22 protein-coding genes and 2 tRNA genes are annotated in these 18,967 nt (G+C 50.1%); 12 read left to right on the forward strand and 12 right to left on the reverse strand.

Annotated features, from left to right (window positions below; genetic code table 11):
* Positions 1-13: 13 nt before the first annotated feature.
* Complete coding sequence (locus KNP95_RS11545) at positions 14-763, reverse strand: sugar nucleotide-binding protein (RefSeq protein WP_029596072.1); 750 nt, start codon at positions 761-763, stop codon at positions 14-16.
* 100 nt (positions 764-863) lie between these two features.
* Here KNP95_RS11545 and KNP95_RS11550 point away from each other — a divergent pair, with 100 nt between their 5' ends.
* Together KNP95_RS11550 and KNP95_RS11555 are read left to right on the forward strand one after the other, a co-directional pair.
* Positions 864-1,430 (forward strand): GNAT family N-acetyltransferase, encoded by a 567-nt coding sequence (locus tag KNP95_RS11550; RefSeq protein WP_251128967.1) that lies wholly within the window; start codon positions 864-866, stop codon positions 1,428-1,430.
* Positions 1,431-1,515: 85 nt separating this feature from the next.
* On the forward strand, positions 1,516-2,325 hold the full coding sequence (locus tag KNP95_RS11555) for a DUF368 domain-containing protein (protein ID WP_214719837.1): 810 nt from the start codon (positions 1,516-1,518) through the stop codon (positions 2,323-2,325).
* Positions 2,326-2,372: 47 nt separating this feature from the next.
* Here KNP95_RS11555 and KNP95_RS11560 read toward each other — a convergent pair whose 3' ends face one another.
* Both KNP95_RS11560 and KNP95_RS11565 read right to left on the reverse strand, forming a co-directional pair.
* The gene (locus tag KNP95_RS11560; RefSeq protein ID WP_214837236.1) at positions 2,373-2,927 is read right to left on the reverse strand and encodes a methyltransferase family protein; all 555 of its coding nucleotides are present in this window, start codon (positions 2,925-2,927) and stop codon (positions 2,373-2,375) included.
* A 107-nt stretch (positions 2,928-3,034) separates the two neighbouring features.
* Positions 3,035-3,883, reverse strand: a complete 849-nt coding sequence (locus tag KNP95_RS11565) for an ABC transporter ATP-binding protein (protein ID WP_051627751.1) — start codon at positions 3,881-3,883, stop codon at positions 3,035-3,037.
* A gap of 189 nt (positions 3,884-4,072) precedes the next feature.
* Here KNP95_RS11565 and KNP95_RS11570 point away from each other — a divergent pair, with 189 nt between their 5' ends.
* Positions 4,073-5,122 (forward strand): NAD(P)/FAD-dependent oxidoreductase, encoded by a 1,050-nt coding sequence (locus tag KNP95_RS11570; RefSeq protein ID WP_214837238.1) that lies wholly within the window; start codon positions 4,073-4,075, stop codon positions 5,120-5,122.
* Positions 5,123-5,131: 9 nt separating this feature from the next.
* Here the strand turns inward: KNP95_RS11570 and KNP95_RS11575 are convergent, their stop codons facing one another.
* A complete protein-coding gene (locus KNP95_RS11575; protein ID WP_029596069.1) occupies positions 5,132-5,545 on the reverse strand; it encodes a VOC family protein in 414 nt (137 codons plus the stop codon).
* 103 nt (positions 5,546-5,648) lie between these two features.
* On the opposite strand from KNP95_RS11575, the gene KNP95_RS11580 reads away from it, so the two are divergent.
* A complete protein-coding gene (locus tag KNP95_RS11580) occupies positions 5,649-6,020 on the forward strand; it encodes a hypothetical protein (protein ID WP_029596068.1) in 372 nt (123 codons plus the stop codon).
* A gap of 56 nt (positions 6,021-6,076) precedes the next feature.
* Here the strand turns inward: KNP95_RS11580 and KNP95_RS11585 are convergent, their stop codons facing one another.
* Positions 6,077-6,946: a hypothetical protein gene (locus tag KNP95_RS11585; RefSeq protein ID WP_214837242.1), complete on the reverse strand. Its 870-nt coding sequence runs from the start codon at positions 6,944-6,946 to the stop codon at positions 6,077-6,079.
* A 329-nt stretch (positions 6,947-7,275) separates the two neighbouring features.
* Between KNP95_RS11585 and KNP95_RS11590 the strand changes: the two genes are divergently transcribed.
* Positions 7,276-7,503: a hypothetical protein gene (locus tag KNP95_RS11590; RefSeq protein ID WP_251138542.1), complete on the forward strand. Its 228-nt coding sequence runs from the start codon at positions 7,276-7,278 to the stop codon at positions 7,501-7,503.
* 191 nt (positions 7,504-7,694) lie between these two features.
* Here KNP95_RS11590 and KNP95_RS11595 read toward each other — a convergent pair whose 3' ends face one another.
* On the reverse strand, positions 7,695-8,609 hold the full coding sequence (locus tag KNP95_RS11595) for a hypothetical protein (protein WP_214837245.1): 915 nt from the start codon (positions 8,607-8,609) through the stop codon (positions 7,695-7,697).
* A gap of 202 nt (positions 8,610-8,811) precedes the next feature.
* On the opposite strand from KNP95_RS11595, the gene KNP95_RS11600 reads away from it, so the two are divergent.
* The 3 genes from KNP95_RS11600 to KNP95_RS11610 all read left to right on the forward strand — a co-directional run bounded on the left by KNP95_RS11600 (position 8,812) and on the right by KNP95_RS11610 (position 11,083).
* Entirely contained in the window at positions 8,812-10,053 is a 1,242-nt protein-coding gene (locus tag KNP95_RS11600; RefSeq protein WP_214837247.1) for an LCP family protein, read from the forward strand.
* 79 nt (positions 10,054-10,132) lie between these two features.
* A complete protein-coding gene (locus KNP95_RS11605) occupies positions 10,133-10,837 on the forward strand; it encodes an NAD(P)H-binding protein (protein WP_021065278.1) in 705 nt (234 codons plus the stop codon).
* A 27-nt stretch (positions 10,838-10,864) separates the two neighbouring features.
* A complete protein-coding gene (locus tag KNP95_RS11610) occupies positions 10,865-11,083 on the forward strand; it encodes a PspC domain-containing protein (protein WP_021065279.1) in 219 nt (72 codons plus the stop codon).
* Positions 11,084-11,117: 34 nt separating this feature from the next.
* On the opposite strand, the gene KNP95_RS11615 is transcribed toward KNP95_RS11610, so the two are convergent.
* A complete protein-coding gene (locus tag KNP95_RS11615; protein WP_251138543.1) occupies positions 11,118-11,969 on the reverse strand; it encodes an aldose 1-epimerase family protein in 852 nt (283 codons plus the stop codon).
* A gap of 74 nt (positions 11,970-12,043) precedes the next feature.
* On the opposite strand from KNP95_RS11615, the gene KNP95_RS11620 reads away from it, so the two are divergent.
* Entirely contained in the window at positions 12,044-12,598 is a 555-nt protein-coding gene (locus KNP95_RS11620; RefSeq protein ID WP_214837250.1) for a peroxiredoxin family protein, read from the forward strand.
* Between the two features lie 41 nt (positions 12,599-12,639).
* On the opposite strand, the gene KNP95_RS11625 is transcribed toward KNP95_RS11620, so the two are convergent.
* The 4 genes from KNP95_RS11625 to KNP95_RS11640 all read right to left on the reverse strand — a co-directional run bounded on the left by KNP95_RS11625 (position 12,640) and on the right by KNP95_RS11640 (position 14,387).
* Positions 12,640-12,846 (reverse strand): DUF3006 domain-containing protein, encoded by a 207-nt coding sequence (locus KNP95_RS11625; protein ID WP_016508383.1) that lies wholly within the window; start codon positions 12,844-12,846, stop codon positions 12,640-12,642.
* Positions 12,847-13,243: 397 nt separating this feature from the next.
* Positions 13,244-14,044, reverse strand: coding sequence for an MBL fold metallo-hydrolase (locus KNP95_RS11630; protein WP_214837253.1), 801 nt, complete (start codon positions 14,042-14,044; stop codon positions 13,244-13,246).
* Between the two features lie 179 nt (positions 14,045-14,223).
* A tRNA-Gly gene (locus KNP95_RS11635) sits at positions 14,224-14,297 on the reverse strand.
* Between the two features lie 16 nt (positions 14,298-14,313).
* Positions 14,314-14,387 (reverse strand) — tRNA-Gly (locus KNP95_RS11640).
* A 128-nt stretch (positions 14,388-14,515) separates the two neighbouring features.
* Here KNP95_RS11640 and KNP95_RS11645 point away from each other — a divergent pair.
* The 3 genes from KNP95_RS11645 to KNP95_RS11655 are packed head-to-tail and all read left to right on the forward strand — an operon-like array spanning position 14,516 to position 15,842.
* Positions 14,516-14,875 (forward strand): hypothetical protein, encoded by a 360-nt coding sequence (locus tag KNP95_RS11645; RefSeq protein WP_214834306.1) that lies wholly within the window; start codon positions 14,516-14,518, stop codon positions 14,873-14,875.
* 2 nt (positions 14,876-14,877) lie between these two features.
* Positions 14,878-15,432 (forward strand): hypothetical protein, encoded by a 555-nt coding sequence (locus KNP95_RS11650; protein ID WP_021067839.1) that lies wholly within the window; start codon positions 14,878-14,880, stop codon positions 15,430-15,432.
* Positions 15,429-15,842, forward strand: coding sequence for a hypothetical protein (locus tag KNP95_RS11655; protein ID WP_214754023.1), 414 nt, complete (start codon positions 15,429-15,431; stop codon positions 15,840-15,842). The genes KNP95_RS11650 and KNP95_RS11655 overlap by 4 nt, the downstream gene beginning before the upstream one ends.
* A 42-nt stretch (positions 15,843-15,884) precedes the next feature.
* Here the strand turns inward: KNP95_RS11655 and KNP95_RS11660 are convergent, their stop codons facing one another.
* On the reverse strand, positions 15,885-18,860 hold the full coding sequence (locus KNP95_RS11660; RefSeq protein ID WP_214837256.1) for an SH3 domain-containing protein: 2,976 nt from the start codon (positions 18,858-18,860) through the stop codon (positions 15,885-15,887).
* Positions 18,861-18,967 lie beyond the last annotated feature (107 nt).

Consider the following 18,967-nt stretch of genomic DNA (forward strand, 5'->3'; position numbering starts at 1 on the left):
GCCCGCGGGCGACTCATTTCGTGTGTAACGCTAGCCGTTTTGTAATCGGTTGAATCGTGATATTCGTATCGACCATTCGATTATCACGTTTCGGTTCATCAGTCTGTTCGATTTGCCACGATGTATCATGTGACTCTTTGAGCGCCATCGCGATGTCATACAGAGAGTGACTCGAATTGCCGTTCAATTGGTACAGCCCGGGCCCTCGCTTCGTCAAAATCTCGAACAAGGCATCGGCCGTGTCTTCCAAAAACGAGCAAGACGGGTACCAGTGAGCGCTCGCGACGATGACGCCATGTCGTTTCATCTCGTTCTCGAAATAATCCATCATGTTATTCGAACCGGCACGATGCCCGATTTGCCAACCGAGCCGTACGATTTGGGCACCAGGATTGGTCCGGGCAATCGTCTCTTCGCAGGCCCGCTTATAGGCCCCGTATTCATCGGTCGCGTCAGGAGGCATGTCCGGTGTGATTGGCCCTGTCACGTTGTCAGAGAACACCGAGACGGTGCTCGTGAAGAGAAATGGAATCTTATATTCTCCGCATAGTCGAGCTAGCGTGTCGGCCCATTCGACGGCACCCATCCCGATATGAAGAAAGTAGTTCGGACGCACCGATTCGATGAAACGTCGCATCTCGGCCTCATCTGTGGTCGATACTTTCGTTCGGTCCCAGGCCACGGGCTCGATGCCATGCCGCGTTAACGTCTCGGCGACGACGGGGGCGACGGTCCCGTTCATACCTGTTAAAATTGCTTTCATCATGCATTCCTCCCTTTTGTTTCTATCATCCCACACTTCACGAACTGACAAACCCTTTGTGGACAGCTTTATGCTAGACTGTTGAGTGGAGGCGATAATGATGAATATTCGAAAAGCGACACCGGACGATCAGTTGCAGATTGCACCGCTCGTCTATACGGCGATTCATGAAATCGCCTATTCATTGACCGGCACATCCGATCAAGAGCATGTGCTCGTTCGACTCGCGATGTGGATTGGTCAGCCTGGCAACCGCTTGAGCTACGAGAACATATGGGTGGCCGAATCCGATGCGACGATTGCAGGCATCCTGATTGCGTATCATGGCGAGCAGGCGGCAATGCTCGATGAACCGATTAAAGCTTGGCTCCGGACAAACGGTCAGTCTGGCGAGTTAGATGTCGAAACGGAAGGCGACGTCCTGTATATCGACTCGGTCGCCGTCGACGCGACGTTCGGCGGACGCGGGATTGGGACGGGCTTGATTCAACAGGCGATTGCTCATGCGCGTGCCATGAACATTCCTCGCGTCACGCTCAACGTCGATCAGACGAACCCGGCAGCAGGTCGATTGTATGAACGTCTCGGCTTTATGAAAGAGAAAGAGATTGAGATATCCGGGGGACGGTTCGATTATATGACGTTTACGGTAAGCGAGAACGCCTGAACACGTCACGAAACCGATGCAAACCGATCGGGACTCGGCTATACTATAGGCTTGATCACATTGAGAGAGAAAAAGGAGATTGTGTATGGAGTGGAAGAATATGTTGCGCGGCATCGCGATGGGAACGAGTGATTTGATTCCTGGCGTCAGCGGCGGGACGATTGCAGTTATTTTAGGAATTTATGATCGTTTGATTGAAGCCATCAGCGGTATCTTCAGTCGGCATTGGAAACAGCACTTGTTGTTCTTGATTCCGCTCGGGATTGGGATGGCAGGGGCGATTTTAGGACTCAGCCGCGTGATTGAGTTCCTCTTGCTCGAATATTATGAACCGACCCAGTTCTTTTTCATCGGATTGATTCTCGGGATTATCCCGATGCTCTTCTTTGAATTTCGAACGAGAGCCGTCATGCGACCGGTACATATCGTCGCGATGGTCATCGGGGCGATTCTTGTGGCCAGCATGGCAATCATCAAACCAGCAGATACGGTCATCATCACGGAACTCTCGACAGGGACGACGATTCTCTTGTTCTTCTCAGGATGGCTCGGCAGTATGGCGATGTTGTTGCCGGGAATCAGTGGCTCATTCGTATTGCTTTTGATCGGGGTGTATCCGACCGTCATCAGCGCGTTGTCGAACTTGAACCTGCTCATTATCGGCATCGTCGGTCTTGGAGTGGCCGTCGGGTTTATCGTCAGCAGTAAAGTGATTCGCTATTTGCTCGGTCATTTTCCGGGCATGACGTTTTCGGTCATCATCGGGTTGGTCATCGGCTCGCTTGCGGTCGTATTCCCAGGTCTGCCGGACACGACAATCATGTGGATACTCAGTGTCCTCTCGTTCTTCGCTGGATTTATCATCGTCCGTCTACTTGGACGTTTCTCCGTTTAACCAAACATGCACGCCCGTCAATGAAGACGAGCGTGCATGTTTTTTGCTTAATAAATGAACGGGATCAAGCGTTTACGTGACTTGGCCCACGTCTGATACGTCACACCGAAGTGAGATGTCAACATTTTCTCCTCGATATGGATGCGCCATAAGAGAGCGAGACTCATCAAACATGTACCGACGAGAGCAATCGTCCAAGGCGCGAAAAAGAGTGAAAATCCGAACGTGATAAATAAGAGCCCCGTGTAGAGGGGATGGCGTAAATAACGATACGGTCCCGAACTGACGAGCTCATCCGCGGGCCGGACGACGACGTGGCGGGTGAACTGATGGCGCAATTGTCGGATGCCCCAATAGCGAAGTGAGACACCGGCGATGAACCCGCTAAGGCCGAGCAGGCGTTGCAGTGTGGCCTGACGTGTATCGGTCCAAACAGAAAGTCCGATCGAGATAGCGAATACGGTAACCATCATCAATGAGACGATATAAAAACTAGCGTGCTCACTGGCACCATCGGTCGGTTCGGACCGGTTTCGGTATCGCCAAATTTCATATAGCCAAGCGACCGAGGTGAGAACAAATAATTCATCGAGCCAATCCATAACGTGCCTCCTTTTTCAATACCTTCGATGTATTACCCGTGTCTTCCTCCTCACTAACGTGCAGGAATCGAAAAAACGTCTCGCGATGTGCGGGACGTCAAGAAAGCCTAACGGGCATTGGCAAGCAAGGTTGCGGCGGCCTGCTGGGCAGGGGGCGCTTCTTTTAGCTCATCTTTAATCAAATGGTAAGTGAGACACATCGGTTTTTCGGTCCGGGGGTCACGCCCGATGATGGCATCGATATGGAACACTTGTCTGAGCACGAGCGGACAAATGACTTCCTCAGCCGAACCGGTCGCGAGCACCTCGCCGTCTTTCATCGCAACGATATGATCGGCAAAGCGAGCGGCCTGGTTCAAATCGTGGAGCACCATGACGATGGTCCGCCCTTGCTCTCGATTGAGCGTTTCGAGCAGTTCGAGCACTTCGAGCTGATGGGCCAAATCAAGGTAAGTCGTCGGTTCATCCAAGAAGATTAAATCGGTCTCTTGGGCGAGTGCCATCGCAATCCACACGCGTTGACGTTGTCCCCCAGACAGGGCGTCGACGCTGCGGTCTTTATAAGCGAGCGTCCCGGTCACATCGAGTGCCCAATCGATGACTTCATGGTCATGTTTCGAGAGGCGTCCAAATCCGGACTGATAAGGGAATCGACCGTAGGAGACGAGTTCGCCGACGGTCAAGCCGCCGGCACCTTCCGGCGTTTGCGGCAAGATGGCCATTTTACGGGCAATCTCTTTCGTATTACATTTCGCGATATCGGCCCCGTCTAAATGCACAGCGCCAGCAGATGGAGAAAGAATCCGTGTCATCGCTTTTAAGAGCGTCGATTTTCCACAACCGTTCGGTCCGATAATCGTCGTGATTTTATGGTCGGGAATCGACAAGCTCAATTGTTTTACAATCGTCTTGTCCCCATATCCGACCTCGATATCCGTCGTATGTATCCGTGACATGATGGATTCCCCTTTCCGTAAATGACGCCCGTGATAATGATTCTCAATATCGAGTTTACTATAGCAAGTGCGACACATCGTGTCAATGTTTGTTTGATGTCAAAATAGATTGTCGAGCGGTCTAATTCGCGGTATAGTGAATGAGAATGAGAATCAATGGCGCAGGAGTTTTGAGGAAGGGTGAGGACGATGAGCGAACAGGACCTATATGATGTAACGATTGTTGGAGGCGGACCGGCCGGGCTATATGCGACGTTTTACAGCGGATTGCGGGGGATGAAAACGAAATTGATTGAGTTTCAACCGCATCTCGGCGGGAAAATCCATGTCTATCCAGAGAAGATGATTTGGGATGTCGGGGGTGTCACGCCGACGACCGGGGCTCGACTCATCGAACAACTGGTAGAACAAGGCTTGACGTTCGACCCGACCGTCGTGCTCGGAGAAAAGGTCGAATCGATGACGAAAGATCAAGATGGCCATTTCGTATTGGATACGACGCACGGGCAACATCGATCGAAAACGGTCATTGTCGCGACAGGAAGTGGTATCCTGCAACCGCAGAAAATTGATATTAGCGGAGCGGAGCGCTTCGAGGTCTCCAACTTACACTATACGGTTAAATCGCTCATGGCGTTCAAAGGGAAGACGGTGTTGATTTCGGGTGGCGGCAACAGTGCGATCGATTGGGCCAACGAGCTTGAACCGATTGCCGAGCGTGTCATTTTGACGTATCGAAAAGAGGCGCTTAAAGGACATGAGTCGCAAGTCGATAAGCTCCTCTGTGGACGTGTCGACTGTCGATTGCATACGCAAATCGAGGATTTGATTTCCCGGGACGGGACGACGATTCATGCCGTCGCTCTCGTCGATTGCGGAACAGGCGCCCGCGAGGTTGTGGAAGTGGACGAGGTCGTCATCAATCATGGGTATGAGCAGGATACAGCGCTTCTCGGGGAATGTGAGCTTCAAGTCGAGATGGTGAACGATTTTTACGTGAAAGGCAATGCGAGCAGTGAGTCGTCGGTGCCAGGTCTATACGCAGCGGGCGACATTTTGACGCATGAAGGGAAAGTCCATCTGATTGCGGGTGCTTTCCAAGATGCGGCCAACGCTGTCAACCGAGCGAAAACGTTCATCGATCCGGATGCGACGAAAACCGCAATGGTATCATCCCATAACGAACGATTGAAAACGAAGAACCGGGATATCATCGAACAGGCATTACAAAAGCAGTGAGGGGAGCCCTCACTGCTTTATTGTTGGATAATCACATAGTTCGACGATGACGCCTCCGGAATGACGGGGGTCCATATAGATGAGGCGCCGGCCTTTGGCCGTCGTCCGCAACGTGTCCTCTAAAAAAGTTACACCGTCACGTTTAAGTGACTCGATTGACTCGTCCAAATCCTCGACGCGATAGGCGATATGGTGAACACCTTTACCACGCGCTTTCATGAAGCGAGCGATTGGGCTGGTCGGACTCGTCGGCAATAATAGTTCAATTACGTCGTCACCCACGTGGATGACGGCAATCTCCGTCTCGACGCCGATGGCTGTGTTCGTATAACGGTCGACCAACTTTCCTTGTAGAACGGTCGTGTAAAATGCGATTGCCTCGTCTAAGTCACGGACGGCGATTCCGGTATGGTCAATGTGCATGGTTGTTCCCTCCTCTCGCTCTAGTTTGACGAAACTTGAACAAATTGTCACTTCACAACGTTTTGTCGGAATCCGATATACTAAAAGAGGGAGGGACGGCGAAATGAACGGAAAGATCACTCTTGGATTGGTCAGCGCGTTCGCGCTGGTGTCATTTGTGTTTGGACTCTCACTTGCGACGTTTGTCGACTATCGGATCAATGAAGAGCAAGTCGTTCTGGAACGCTTGACGACCCATAAAAAAATTGGTCCATCTGAACTTCTATCCACAGAAGTGGACTTTCACTTGAACGGTTCGAACTACGCCCTGCGGTTTACAGACGAGCCACACATCACGTACTGGTTCAGTGTGACGGATCGTGAAATTCAGTTCGACCGGATTGAATCGTTGGACCGACGTGATACGGGTCTTCGGACCAATCTCTTTGAAAAGATGCCACCGCTCGCGATGGATTCGACAAACGCTGCCGAATAAAAACACGAAACGAACGAGTCTGATTGACGGACCGCGGACGTTTCGTGTTTTTTTTATTAATCCGTTCGCGCTGGAGTCAAATACTTCAATAATGTATAAGTGGATGATGGCGTTGGACGGGCACCTTGCTCGTATAAAGCGTGCAGGACGTGTGTCTGCATCGAAGTGGCAGTGACACTCATCAATTCTGTCTTTTTAAATTTATCATAGTATGATTGCTGAAAAAATGAGATGCCTTCTTGAGTAAATTCTTTTTGGCCAACGATATGCAACTCGTGGAGGTACAATCGACCTTGCTTAATCTCGCCGTACATCGTACCGACCACAGTGCCTTTCCATTTTAACGAATAAAAGATTGTTTGCCTTCGATGGAGCATATCAAGTGTCCGAGCCGTAAGGGGGACGGCTCCAGGCAAGAGCCAGAAATATTGATTTCGTTTTCGTAACCAATCTCCATGCGTCTCGGGATACTCTATACAAAATTGCCATTGGTCAAAAGTTGTTTTTGTGTACGGAACGAAAGGGAACTCAAACGACGTCGCCTCGAGGTGGGGAAGAAATCCTATGTCCTTGAAACCATTCAACAAATTGTCTGGTGCGTCAGTTGGGAGAGTTACCGAAACCGTTGTGTTGTGACGAACCTCTAATCGAAGTTGGAACAAGACCTGATCGATTAAACCACTTAACATCATGCGATTTTTGCAAGTGGTGTCGCTCAAGCGAATCAAATGCGAGGTTTTGAAATCCTTGCAGTCAACTGTGACAGCGGCGACTGGCTTGTTACGAAACCACCCGGTATAGTGGTAGCAGTCAGCAGGCAGACAGAAAAGATGTGGAAGTTGACCTGCTGGATAGAGAGAGTGGAGCATGGACCGTTCATGGGGCTTGAGTTGTCGGCTTTCTTTGACGATAAAGGTGTGCTTCATGAAAGCAACCTACTTTCTACAGTTATTGGAACACCCTTAAATTGTAAGCGTTACCACTTTGAAATGCTCGTATTAAAATGATGAACATTATTTGGTTAAAATAGGGATGAATTTAAGGCGTTTTCCTGAGAGTCCCGTTTGAAAAGAGCAGGAGAATGGCTTCAGAAATAGGTTTATATCAAACTGAATCGAAAAAAACAAAATTAGATCTTTTAAACGGAAATGGGTGTGAGAATTATTTAACTGGGGGGGAAACGAAGAAAACCGTGTCATGACTTTGAAATCGACATGCTATAATTGATGTAAAGAAACGAACCGAGGAGACGACTATGCGATATTTGACAGGCTTGTGGTTGATAGTAGTGCTGTTGGCGGGGACGCCGCTCGTGGCTCAAGCGGATACAGAAGAACCGATTGTGGTCCACGAGAATGTCGTCGTCGACGAGGCGGTAGAACTATATGAGGGGTTTCGCTCCCCGAATGAGATGGTCTTTATTTTTGTGCTGATCGTGTTACTGTCCGTCATCGGTCTTGGAATCATTAATGCCATCGAATAACGTGAAAACGTTCACAAAAATGCAATATCTAAAACGGAAGCGGTTTCAAATCTGATTTATACTAAACGTGTAGGAAGGAAGTTCTGCACCAACTTCCCCTCCTTTTCAGATGAACACCCCTCGTTCATATCATGTATTGGAGTCAACCGACGATGTCGATTGACTCCCTTTTTTTCGTATGCAGCATGAGGTTACAACTGGATGCGCTTTTCTTTGGCGAGACGACGCAATCGTTTCGTTTCATTCGTATGTCCATGACTTTCAAGCATATTGACATACACTTTGAACGGTTCAGAACGATGCGAGAAGAACGGGATATATTCGGCGAACAATTTTTGTTCGGCCTCAGATAACAAGCCACGTTCGACGAGCAATTCTAGCTCGAGCATTTTTAAAGCTTGATAATCGGCGAGCGCATTATCGTCTGTCTGGGCTTTCGCTAACGTACGGTCGCACAACGTGGTGAGGCGTTCGTGGAGCAAGTTCCATTCAGCTATACTATACGATTGCTCGAGGAGGGTCGAGAGCAAATCGACCCGGGTGGAATCGACATCTTTTGGGACGTGGAGCGCGGTATACAAAGACCGATCAATCCAAACTACAGGGGCGGGGGCGTCGAGTTGATAATATTGAATCAGTTGGGATAACATCGAGGTCTGGGACAACTTTAATAATCGAAACGGGTCACTCGTCGCGAATAGAGGTTCTTCTCCCGCTGAAGACGACAGCAACAAAAACATTTCTTCATACATCGTCCGAGCCTCGGGCTCATCGTCAGCGTAATGGACGAGGTCGCGAATAATCTTTTTAGCGTGAATGTACCAGTTTTTTTGATCCCGTTCACTCATCACTTGATTGGGCACTAAATATAAATGGTCATATGCCAATTCGACAAAGCGCTCAGCGAGGATAATGGTCTGTGAGAGCGAATGACGTTCGTCTGACGACTTTTGTTCTTTATAGCGCGTGAACTGGCTGACCATAAAGTCGATGTCTTTCTCTTCAATCACGGTTTTTGGGATGTTGCGATACATCTCGACAATTACATCGCGAAGCGTGGCTTCACCGTATTGTTCCAGCAACATCCGTAACTTCCCGATACGCATTAGCTCTCCCTCCTTTCGAGAGGACGTCGAACAATCTATCCATCCACAGATGGGCAGACACCAATTATTATTCCTTTCCCGGTTTCGATTCAAAACAACCATTCCGTCTCATGCTTAAGACGGATTTTTGCGCTAACCGTTGTCAGAATAGCGTTTGTCGATGATAATGTAGAAAAATCTAACCATACTAGAGGTACAGCATATGAATGACGATCAACACTTATCACGTGTCGAACGACGGAAACGGGAGCTTGAACGCGAACGATTAACCGAACAAGCCCGGCTAGACGAACAAGCCCGATTAGATGAAGAGGCTCGACACGAGACGCATCAGCACCAAGGGCATGAAGCAGACAAGTTAAACAATGATTCGAATCGGCCGACAGATCCAGGACAAGGCGAGCATCCGTTTTTAAATCGTTCGGACGAACCCTCGTCGGAACGAAAGAAAAAATCGCTCAACGTCAAAAAACCGAAACTAAGTCTTCCCTTCGGTAAGAAGCGTAAGTCGAAGCCGCGCCGAGATGAACGACGTGAGCCTAGACAGAAAACACGAGAGCCGGAACGGACGCACGTCAAACGGGAGACGGCCGCTCCGAAGGAAAAACCACGCCGTCGCAAATGGAAAGGGAAATTGCTTCTCGTTCTGTTGCTCTTGATGATTGGGGCCGGCTATATGGCGACACGTCCGGTCACGTTCCTCGTCATGGGCAGTGATGCCCGGGTCGGAGAATCGTTATCAGGATCACGGACCGACTCGTTACAGCTGATGGAATTCGTGCCGCGTTCCCGCACTGTCCAAAACGTCTCGATTCCACGTGACACGTATACGGCGATTCCTTGTGAACCAGAGCGAGAAGGCGATAAAATCACCCATGCCTTCGCCTATGGCGGTGCTGACTGTACCGTTGGAGCGGTAGAGGGATTGACCGAAGCGTCTGTCGACGGTCAAGTCGTCATCACGTTCGAAACGTTCATGGAACTGATTGATTTGGTTGGCGGCGTCAACGTGACGGCGACCCACTCGTTCAGTGAGAAAGGCTTCAATCAGACGTATGAATACACGGAAGGTGTCTCGTACGCCATGGACGGAGATATGGCGCTCGCCTATGCTCGTCATCGGAAAACAGATACGGATGGGGCGCGATCGAATCGACAGACCGAGGTCATGTCAGCCGTCGCCGATAAATTGGCCAGTCCAACAGGCTGGACAAAAATCCCGGCAACGTATCGCTTTATGAAAGACGAGATGGGGCTTGAGATGAACCCGTTGCAAATGGCTTCAATCGGAATGACGATGGTGTTACAACCACAGGTGGACAAACTTCAAATCGAAGGGGAAGACGCCTACATCGATAACGTCTATTACTATCAACCGACCGAAGCGAGTGTTCAAGCCGTTCGCGATGCCCTCGACTTAACGATGTGGGGAACTGTTAGATAATTTTGCGAAAAGGGTTTGATTCCATCCCGAAAGAGGAAATTTAATCAAATGAACTACTCTTTTGAGGAGGGAAATTTGAATGAAAGTTTTAGTCATTGGAGCAACAGGAAAGATCGGTAGACGTGTATTGAAAAGTTTAGCGAAAACGCATCAAGTGACCGCTTTAATTCGTTATCCTGAACTACAGGCAGAGTATGAAAAAATGGGTGCGCGTGTGCTCACCGTCGACGTCGAGAAAGAATTGGATAAAGGGATACACGAGGCGACTTCCGGACAGGATGCCGTCATCATCGCAGCAACGGCTGGGGCAGAAGGTTCGAGCAAAGAAATCGAACTGCTGGACCGCAACGTCGCCATGAAGGCGATCGATGCTGCGAAAAAAGAACGGGTCCGCCACGTCGTTTTGCTCAGCGCTTACGGCGCCGATCAACCAGACGCTGCACCAAAAGAACATTTCAACTTCTTGTCTGCTAACAATGCGGCTGACGAGTATATCGAACATAGCGGTTTGAACTACACGATCATTTGCCCAGTGACAATCGTAGATGGTCCAGGGAAAGGCTCGATTGAGGCATCAGAAGATTTGAGTGATGCGAGTGACGCAACGATTTCTGAAACGGACGTCGCGACCATCATCGCCGCCTCGCTCGATAATCGAGGCTTGTACGGACGTCGGATTGAAGTCAAATCAGGCAGTACCCCAATCAACGATGCGCTCGATTTCGACAGTCGTGGAGAAGTGGCGACAGGTGGCAGAACGACGCTCCGTCGACCACAGCGTTAACGAAAAACTGGAGGAGAAGGTGTCTTGATGGAACGAAAACTGTATAAAGATCCGTCGAATCAAATGATTGCTGGTGTTTGTTCGGGACTCGGGAACTACTTAGGTGTCGATGTGACATTGATGCGAATCATCTTCGTCGTTCTCGCCCTATTTGGAGGTCCAGGTCTTCTGATTTATATCGTCCTCGCCATCGTCATGAAAAAACCGCCTTCAGAGTATGAGGCGGAGCAAGACAGTCGCTTTTAACAAAACGTGCTGACCATAGCGGTCAGCACGTTTTTCATTCCATATACAAGGTGTAAGTCGCTTCGAACGACTCGCCTGGTTCGAGCAGTTGCATGTCTTCTTTATGACGGATATCTTTCCGATGCCCTTTATAGTCGGCATGTCCGAACCACGGCTCGAGACAGGCGAACGGGGCGTCGGAATGTGGAGGTGACCAAATGCCGAAGTGGGTGAACTGGGGGGATTCCATGACGATGGCCCGGCCGCTCGGCTGATGCCGGAGCGCCGCGTATTCGATTTGTTCAAAGATAAGGGCGTCCTGGTCGAACAAATAATGCGTCAACGGGATATAACGACGTTCCCCAAGCGGTTGATAAGCACCCGTCAAGTAAGGTCCTTCGAGCAAGAGACGGTCGAGTGTTCGTGTCTCCCCAAAGTCAATCGTATAGTCTTCGAACGTGCCCCCGGCAAACGGAATGTTGAAGGCCGGATGTCCGCCGATGCTGAATGGGAGTACGACATCATCCCGATTGACGACGTGGTACGTCACATTCAACTCTTCGCCGATCAAGCGATAGATGACGTTCAGTTCGAATGAGAACGGATAGTGTTTACGGGTCTCGATCGAATCACGAAGAATGAACCGGACGTGTGTGTCCGAAGCCTCGGCGACCTCGAACAGTTCGTCTCGTGCAAATCCGTGTTGGCTCATCGTGTATGTCAGTCCTTCATATAAGTAGCGGTCGTCAAGCAGCCTTCCGACGAAAGGGAATAGGATTGGGGCTTGCCGCCCCCAATACGTCGGGTCGCCTTGCCAAAGGAGCTCCGTTCCTTCGACTTTCCAACTTGTCATTTCGGCGCCGTGCGCTTTTAGGGTGACGCTAACTTTCTCATTGTGAAGTTGCAAGATAGTTACTCTCCTTTGAATGATGTGATAAGTTAAGTTTAGGAGTGAACAGTCCACAGAACAAGGGGTAAATCATGCGATTTCATAAACTAGCGATCAGTCTCATCATGGCCGGCCTCATGGGAGGATTGGCTTATAAAGGTTACGACGAGTACAAGACGAGTCAAGCGAGTGAGCCGACGGTCGAAGTCGCCACGGACGACGGCGTGCTCGGCGGTCTTGAAGTCGGACAGCGGGCGCCACAGTTCGAGCTCGAGACGACGGAGGGGCAGCCGGTGTCCCTCGCCGACTATGAAGGGCAACAAGTCATCCTGAACTTTTGGGCGACGTGGTGTCCACCGTGTCGGGAAGAGTTGCCAGAGTTGATTGAATTCGGAGAAGATACAGGCATCCCTGTGCTCGGAGTGAATGCGACGAAAAACGAGCGGCTCGGTAAACGAGACGTCGATGCGTTTTTACAGGAAGTGCCGGTCAGTTTCCCGATCCTATTGGACGAGACGGGGACGGTGGAGAAGACGTATCGTGTCGTCGCACTCCCGACCACCTACGTAATTGGGCCAGACGGCATCATCACGGCCAAGCAAGTCGGACCGGTCGATTTCGACTGGCTTCATGACCGAACGGAATGAACGGACAAAGACAGACTGGAAAGAAACCGGTCTGTCTTTGTCTACTTTTTATAATGTTGTTTAATCAGCGCATCGAAATTGGGTGTCATGTCTTCTTCGAGATAGTAATGGTGGTTATCTCGAATGATGGTATCGCCAACACGTGCTTCTGATGGCAAGAATCGTCTTGGGATAAAGCTTGAGCCGTTGTTCCAACGTAACACGGCATACTTCCCTTCGACCCGCACCAACGTGCCATACTTGATCATGCCTCTTCCTCCTCAACGAACAGCTTTCTGTCTCTTTTATTCTTATAGAGTGTATTCCCACATTCCACAAAACCTACACATATTTGCGCTAGGCTAGACAAGCGAAAGTAAAAACAGAAGCGTGACAAAATTGTGAAGAAAGTTAGAAGAAAACGCTTTCTTTTTGATTTGTTTTCTTCTATAATGAAGGCACGGGGTGATTATGACGAATTTGTGAACAATGGGGGTATGGTCAATGTTTTCATCAGCTATGATTGGATTGCTCGCTGTCACCGGCGTGACCATTTATGGGATTGACCGTATGTTCACGGTCCGTTCAGAACGCGTCACAAAGAAATAGGTCTACATAATAGGGGGGAATCGCAACGTCTTGGGGAGACGTTGCGATTTTTTTGTGTTAATAATCTTGTTGCCGCGACTCGCGATCTTTTGCTTTTTGCTCGACGTGCTTCCGATTACGTTCATGGACGCGCTGGAAGAAAGCGTGTTCGGGCCAATGCGGAGACCAGACGCGTTCTTCTGGCAAGGCGAGGATATATTCTTCGGCGGCGCTCAGTCGCTCCATCATTTTGCTTCGGTCGTCACACAAGTCGCCGTGGCCAGGAATGAGCCACCGAATCTCATACTCGTAAATGGCAGCTTGAAGTTTCTGCAACGACGTCAAATACGCCTCGGCGTCGTCTTCGATGAACGGGGGCTCGATATTGGAGGCATAATCGCCACACACGAGCAGACGTAACGGCTCGACGATTAAAGACATGTGGGTCGACTCATGACCAGGCGTCAATAGGAACGTGATGGGCGTAGAACCGAGGGCGAGGGTACCTTCTTCCGAAATCATAATATCAACAGCAGGTTTGATGATGGGACGATCGATGTAATACTGTTCGTAGAACGATTGAATCTCATCGAGCTGAGAACTCGCATCCGTCTCGACGAACGCTTGAGACGCGATGACGGTGGCATCGGGGAACGCGTAAGCCCCGATGATATGGTCATAGTGCTGATGCGTATAGATGACATACAGCTTTTTCCCGCGGCGTCGTAATTCGACGTCCCGGCGAATCGTGGCGATTTCTTCGGGCAACCAGGTCGGATCAATCACAATTAAGCTTTCGTTCGTCTCAATTAACGTCGAAGTCGTGCGCATCAAAGCACTCTCGTATACGGTGAACGGTTGAAGACGTACTTGAATCACAGGAATCCCTCCTTCTTGTCTTCCATCCTTTTCCCGAATTAACGTCATTTAAGCGTTGTTGAAATCGGTGCTATTATGCTGAAAAACAAAAAAGCAGAACGTCGAATGACGTTCTGCTTGTTGCACGGGACACCGTGCGGTTATGTGTGCGAGCAAATTCTCGCGTATATGTCGGTAATTGGAGCGGGTGAAGAGAATCGAACTCTCGTCATCAGCTTGGAAGGCTGAGGTTTTACCATTAAACTACACCCGCATATGAAATTTTAAAATGGAGCGGGTGAAGAGAATCGAACTCTCGTCATCAGCTTGGAAGGCTGAGGTTTTACCATTAAACTACACCCGCGAAACGCTTAACGTTACGGTAATATAATAGCACAGGATTTTAGCTTTGCAAACCCTTTTTTGAAAAAACATTGGTTGTTGCGGCTAGGTCGTCTTGCTAAGATAATAGAGGAGAGGAGTGAATGGGGCATGAGTGAGCGTAAATCCTATTTACAGATGATGAACGAAGGGTTTCGGATGATGAAACAATCCAAACAACTCAACCACGAGACGAAGCTTCGCCAATGGACATTCTCGATTAATCGCGAGTCGGACTGGCAGGTGATTCTTCGAACGGAACGATTGAAATGGATCGGCCCGGCGACGAATGAGTTCATCGTCGAACCGCTATCCGTTCAAATTGGGGCACTTCAGCTCACGCGTCATCTCGAAACGAACGAAGTACGTTTGAAGATCGAGGAAGAATGGGGAATTGAAAGTAAGGTCGTCTGTGACGACCAAGAGTGGGAACGATTCGTCGCATCGCTCAAACAATTGAAGGGGGAGTAGTCGTGAGTCGAGAAAGGCTATATCGGATTGAAGCGGAAGCCCGGGGCAGTGCCTGGCGGGCCCGTGTATTGACCGGCATCCAACGATTCCGCTTTTTTAAAGGGGAATTGCTCGCTCCGACTGAACGTCCTTATGTCGTCTTGAGCATCTCACAAGACAAACAGGCACTCCCCGATTTGATTGAGACGGATATGGGTGTGTTGCTCATCCATGAGCGAATCGGCCCGATCTTTATGAATCTATGCCCATATGATATTCAACTCGTTCGAGTCGAGTTGCACACGAGCACTGGGAAGACGGATCAATATTGCGCGCTCAACGTATTGCGTCGCTTCGAGATTGAGCATCTCGAAGATTCAGGCGAATATCGACCGTTAGACCCGGACCGACTCTATTTTTTATCACATCAAACCGTACGATTGAACTTATTCGGGCACATGATTGCCCAAGACCAAAACAGTCAACGTCTTTACGTGACCGAGCGCCTCAAATATGCGCTCCAAGCGAAGATGGTGACAGGTCTAGCATTTAAGAAGACGAAGGAGCAAACAGCATGAAGGAATACGAGATTGACGGTTGGATCCGTCTATCCTACCCAGAACACTTTGAATACAATGAAGAAGAAGACCATGTCAGCTTTTATTCGGTAGAGGCCGACGCCCAAGGGACGCTTCAGATGTCCATCTATGAAGCCGAGGAAGCACAAGCGCCGAGCGACGCGGCTCTCCAAGAGTTGAACACGTTTTTAGGCGAGTTCCCGATTGACGTCAAAGTCGCACCGAGTGTCACGACAGACGCAGGTGGTATGACGACGGCCTATGCGAGCGGAATCGAAGATGGGATGCATCTTGACGTCTGGTCACTTACAGACGGGAAACGACTTTTATTTTTGACGTACGTCGCCGATGAAGTGACGAATGAGAAAGTAGAGATTGAAGCAATCGTCGACTCAATCGAATGGACATAACAAGAGACACGCGCCATCGTCGGCTGCGTGTCTCTTTGTGTCTTACTGGAATTTTGGAACGTCGAAGTAAAGTGTATAGGATTCGAGCTGTTGGTACATGTTATAAATGTTAGTGGTCTGCTTCGTCGCCCAAGCGATATCCGTGGCGTACTGGTCTGTGCCAGGAACAATCGGATTGAAACGCATCTTATAGAGCGTATTCTGCATCCGCTTCGGATTGTTGATGTATTTTTCCCCAATAAATTTGGCACCACCGATGATGGCGGCTTCCGGCGTGAACCAGCCTTCCTTATAAGCGCGCTCGGCCCCTTTGACGTGGGCGTTCCCGTCAATCGCCCCGATGCCGTACATGTTGTAAACGGTTTTCGGTGTGACAGCTTTGCCGTCGACGCTTGAGACGAGTATCCCGGTGGCGAGTGCGGACGTGCCGTGCCCGGTTTCAAGCAACGCATGTGACAACAGATAAATCTCGTTGACGCTGTGCGTACGTGAGGCGTCGATGAACGCTTGACCGCGGCCGGCTAAAATCCCTTTGCCGACGAGCGACTTGTTCAAAACAGGCGCCGTCAAATCGGCACCCTTCGACAAGTCGAGGAATTGGAAATATTCTCGTGATGTCGTGGCGAACGAAGATGGAGACACGTGACGTGTGATTTCTTCGTTTGTCGCCCGGCGCCAAGACCGGTCATAGACGCGAATGTTGTATCCACTCGGGCGATAGTAGCTGATTGTGTAATATTGACCGAGCTCACCAGTGATGCTCACCGTCTCACCTGGGTTGAGCACCCCGAACGAGTGAGCTGTCATAGAAGCGTCTTTCAATACCTTGACATTACCAGCGACGTTGGCGGCGCTGACGTATCCGGTCAGTAGACCCGATTTTACTTTATACCAAGTCGTCGAACCGACTTTTTGTGTGCCGAGGTACTCAAGTTTCGTATTCGTCGACAAGCCGCCCAAGTTTGCTGCGGCTGTTGAAGCGGTTGCCTTCAAATATTGGAATGAAGTCGTCATGAGTTCCGTTGAACTGATCGTCCCTGTCGTGGCGGTCGGTGTCGCGCGAGTGATATACGCTTTCGGTACATAGGCGTTCGCAGCCCGGAAGGCGTCCGACTGGGCGAACACGTTGCGTTGCGTCGTCACCATCGATGCGAGCGTGTATGGATAGGCCGTTTCGGTGATGACCATTTCCTTACTGCCGGCGACAGGCGGTGTGTACGGTTTCGTATACGTGAGGGAGATGTACCCTTTCACGAGCGAGCCGTTGACGAGATATGAGATGACCCCCCAGTCGCTACCGACGATTGGCTTCACTTTGACGACCGTCCCGTTCGCGAGCGTCCCGATGACGGCGCCATCAACTGCTTTATTGCGCACGTTCAGCGTCCCGTTGTTCGCGACGACGACCTCGACTTCACGTTCTGATTCGAGCTGTTCTTCTGGCACTGGCGGCTTGTCCGCAAAATAACTCGCGGTCGCATAGCCCGTGAGCGAGCCGTACTTGATTTTATACAACGAGCTGGTCAATCCGGCCTCAGAAATTTGCTGAACTTTTGTCCCTGTCGGAATGACTGCGATTTTTGTTTTCGGTGATGCCGACCGGTCATAGAGGACGACTCGTTGCGTCGTGTAGTAATCTGTCACGACAATCACCTCCGGTTTTTCGGCTGAGAAGTGACGTGAAGCGGCATAACCGGTTTTCCCGTCATAGCGGACTTTGAACCATGAGCTCGATAATCCGCTTTGAGAGATTTGTTCGATTTTCGCACCGAATGGAATCGTATCGATTTTCGTTGCGCCCGAGGCGGACGAACTGTACATCGCTACGTTCCGAATCGCGTAATAAGGCTTGATGACAATCACTTCTGGTGGTGTCGTCGAGAAGTTGCGAGCTGCGGCATAGCCGGTGACACCGTCATACTCGATTTTAAACCATGAGCTCGCGAGTCCAGCATCCGATACTTGTGTCACTTTACTGCCGGCGCGGATGGTCCGGAGACGATCTGCACCCGAGGCAGACGATTTATACAAGACGAGATCGCGCGCAGCGTAGTAAGGCGTTCGTACGATGACTTCCGGTTTCGTCTTCGAGAAGTTACGGGCTGCGGCATAGCCGGTGACGCCATTGTAACGAATCTTGAACCACGACGAACTGAGTCCTGCCATTGCGATTTGTTCGACTTGGGCCCCCGAAGGGATGGTCGCGATCTTCGTCGCGCCTGAGGCCGAACTGTTATAAAGGGCGACGTTTGTGATTGAAAAATAAGGCGTCGTCGTTTCAGGCGTCGACGTATCTGGAGTCAATAGTGACGTCGAGAAGTTACGGGATGGAGCGTAGCCGATTTTCGTGCCATATTGGATTTTAAACCATGAGCCGGTCGCGCCGAGTGAGGCGAGATGCGTCACTTTGGCACCAGCCGGAATCGTCGCGAGTTTCGTCGCGCCCGAACCGGTCGAGTTGTATAGCACCGCTGTCTTGTTCGCGTAATATGGTGTTTCGACAGGAGCCGACGGCGTAAAGTATCGAGCTACGACGTAACCGGTGTACTTGCCGTACGTCACTTTCATCCATGAACCGGTTGCGCCATGCGAAGAGATATAAGTGACGGTCGCGCCTTTCGGGATGGTCGTCAAGACGGTGGCAGACGTCGATGTCGATGAGCGCAAGTTGACGTTCGCATCAGCCTTGTAAGCAGACGTCGCCGTCGTCGAGGCGGTCGTCGCCGTTTTCGTGACGGTCGATTTGAGTGTCAAATAAGTCGACGATACGTAGCGCTTTTCGCCTTCGAATTCAATTTGAGCCCAGTTGTCGTTCGTCGTATACACTTGAACGGTTTCGCCTTCGGTCAATTTCCCGACAATATCCGAAGTGGTAGATGTGGCGGAACGAACATTTAAAATCGATGTATTCACTGTTCCTTCGTATGTTGCTGCATATGAATGAGCGGGGACGAGCGTACTCAACACCGTGCTAGAGATGAGGACGGCCGTGCTCAATCGTGTGATCGTTGGCTTCAATGTGTTACCCCTTTCGGTGAATACGTATCAAAATATGAGTATTCTTTTAGTGTGCGGTCTAAGTATAGCGCACTTAAAAATTGGAAAGAAGAATCTAAATTACAAAA

It is taken from the genome of Exiguobacterium sp. s36, assembly GCF_018618345.1.
GTDB lineage: Bacteria > Bacillota > Bacilli > Exiguobacteriales > Exiguobacteriaceae > Exiguobacterium > Exiguobacterium chiriqhucha.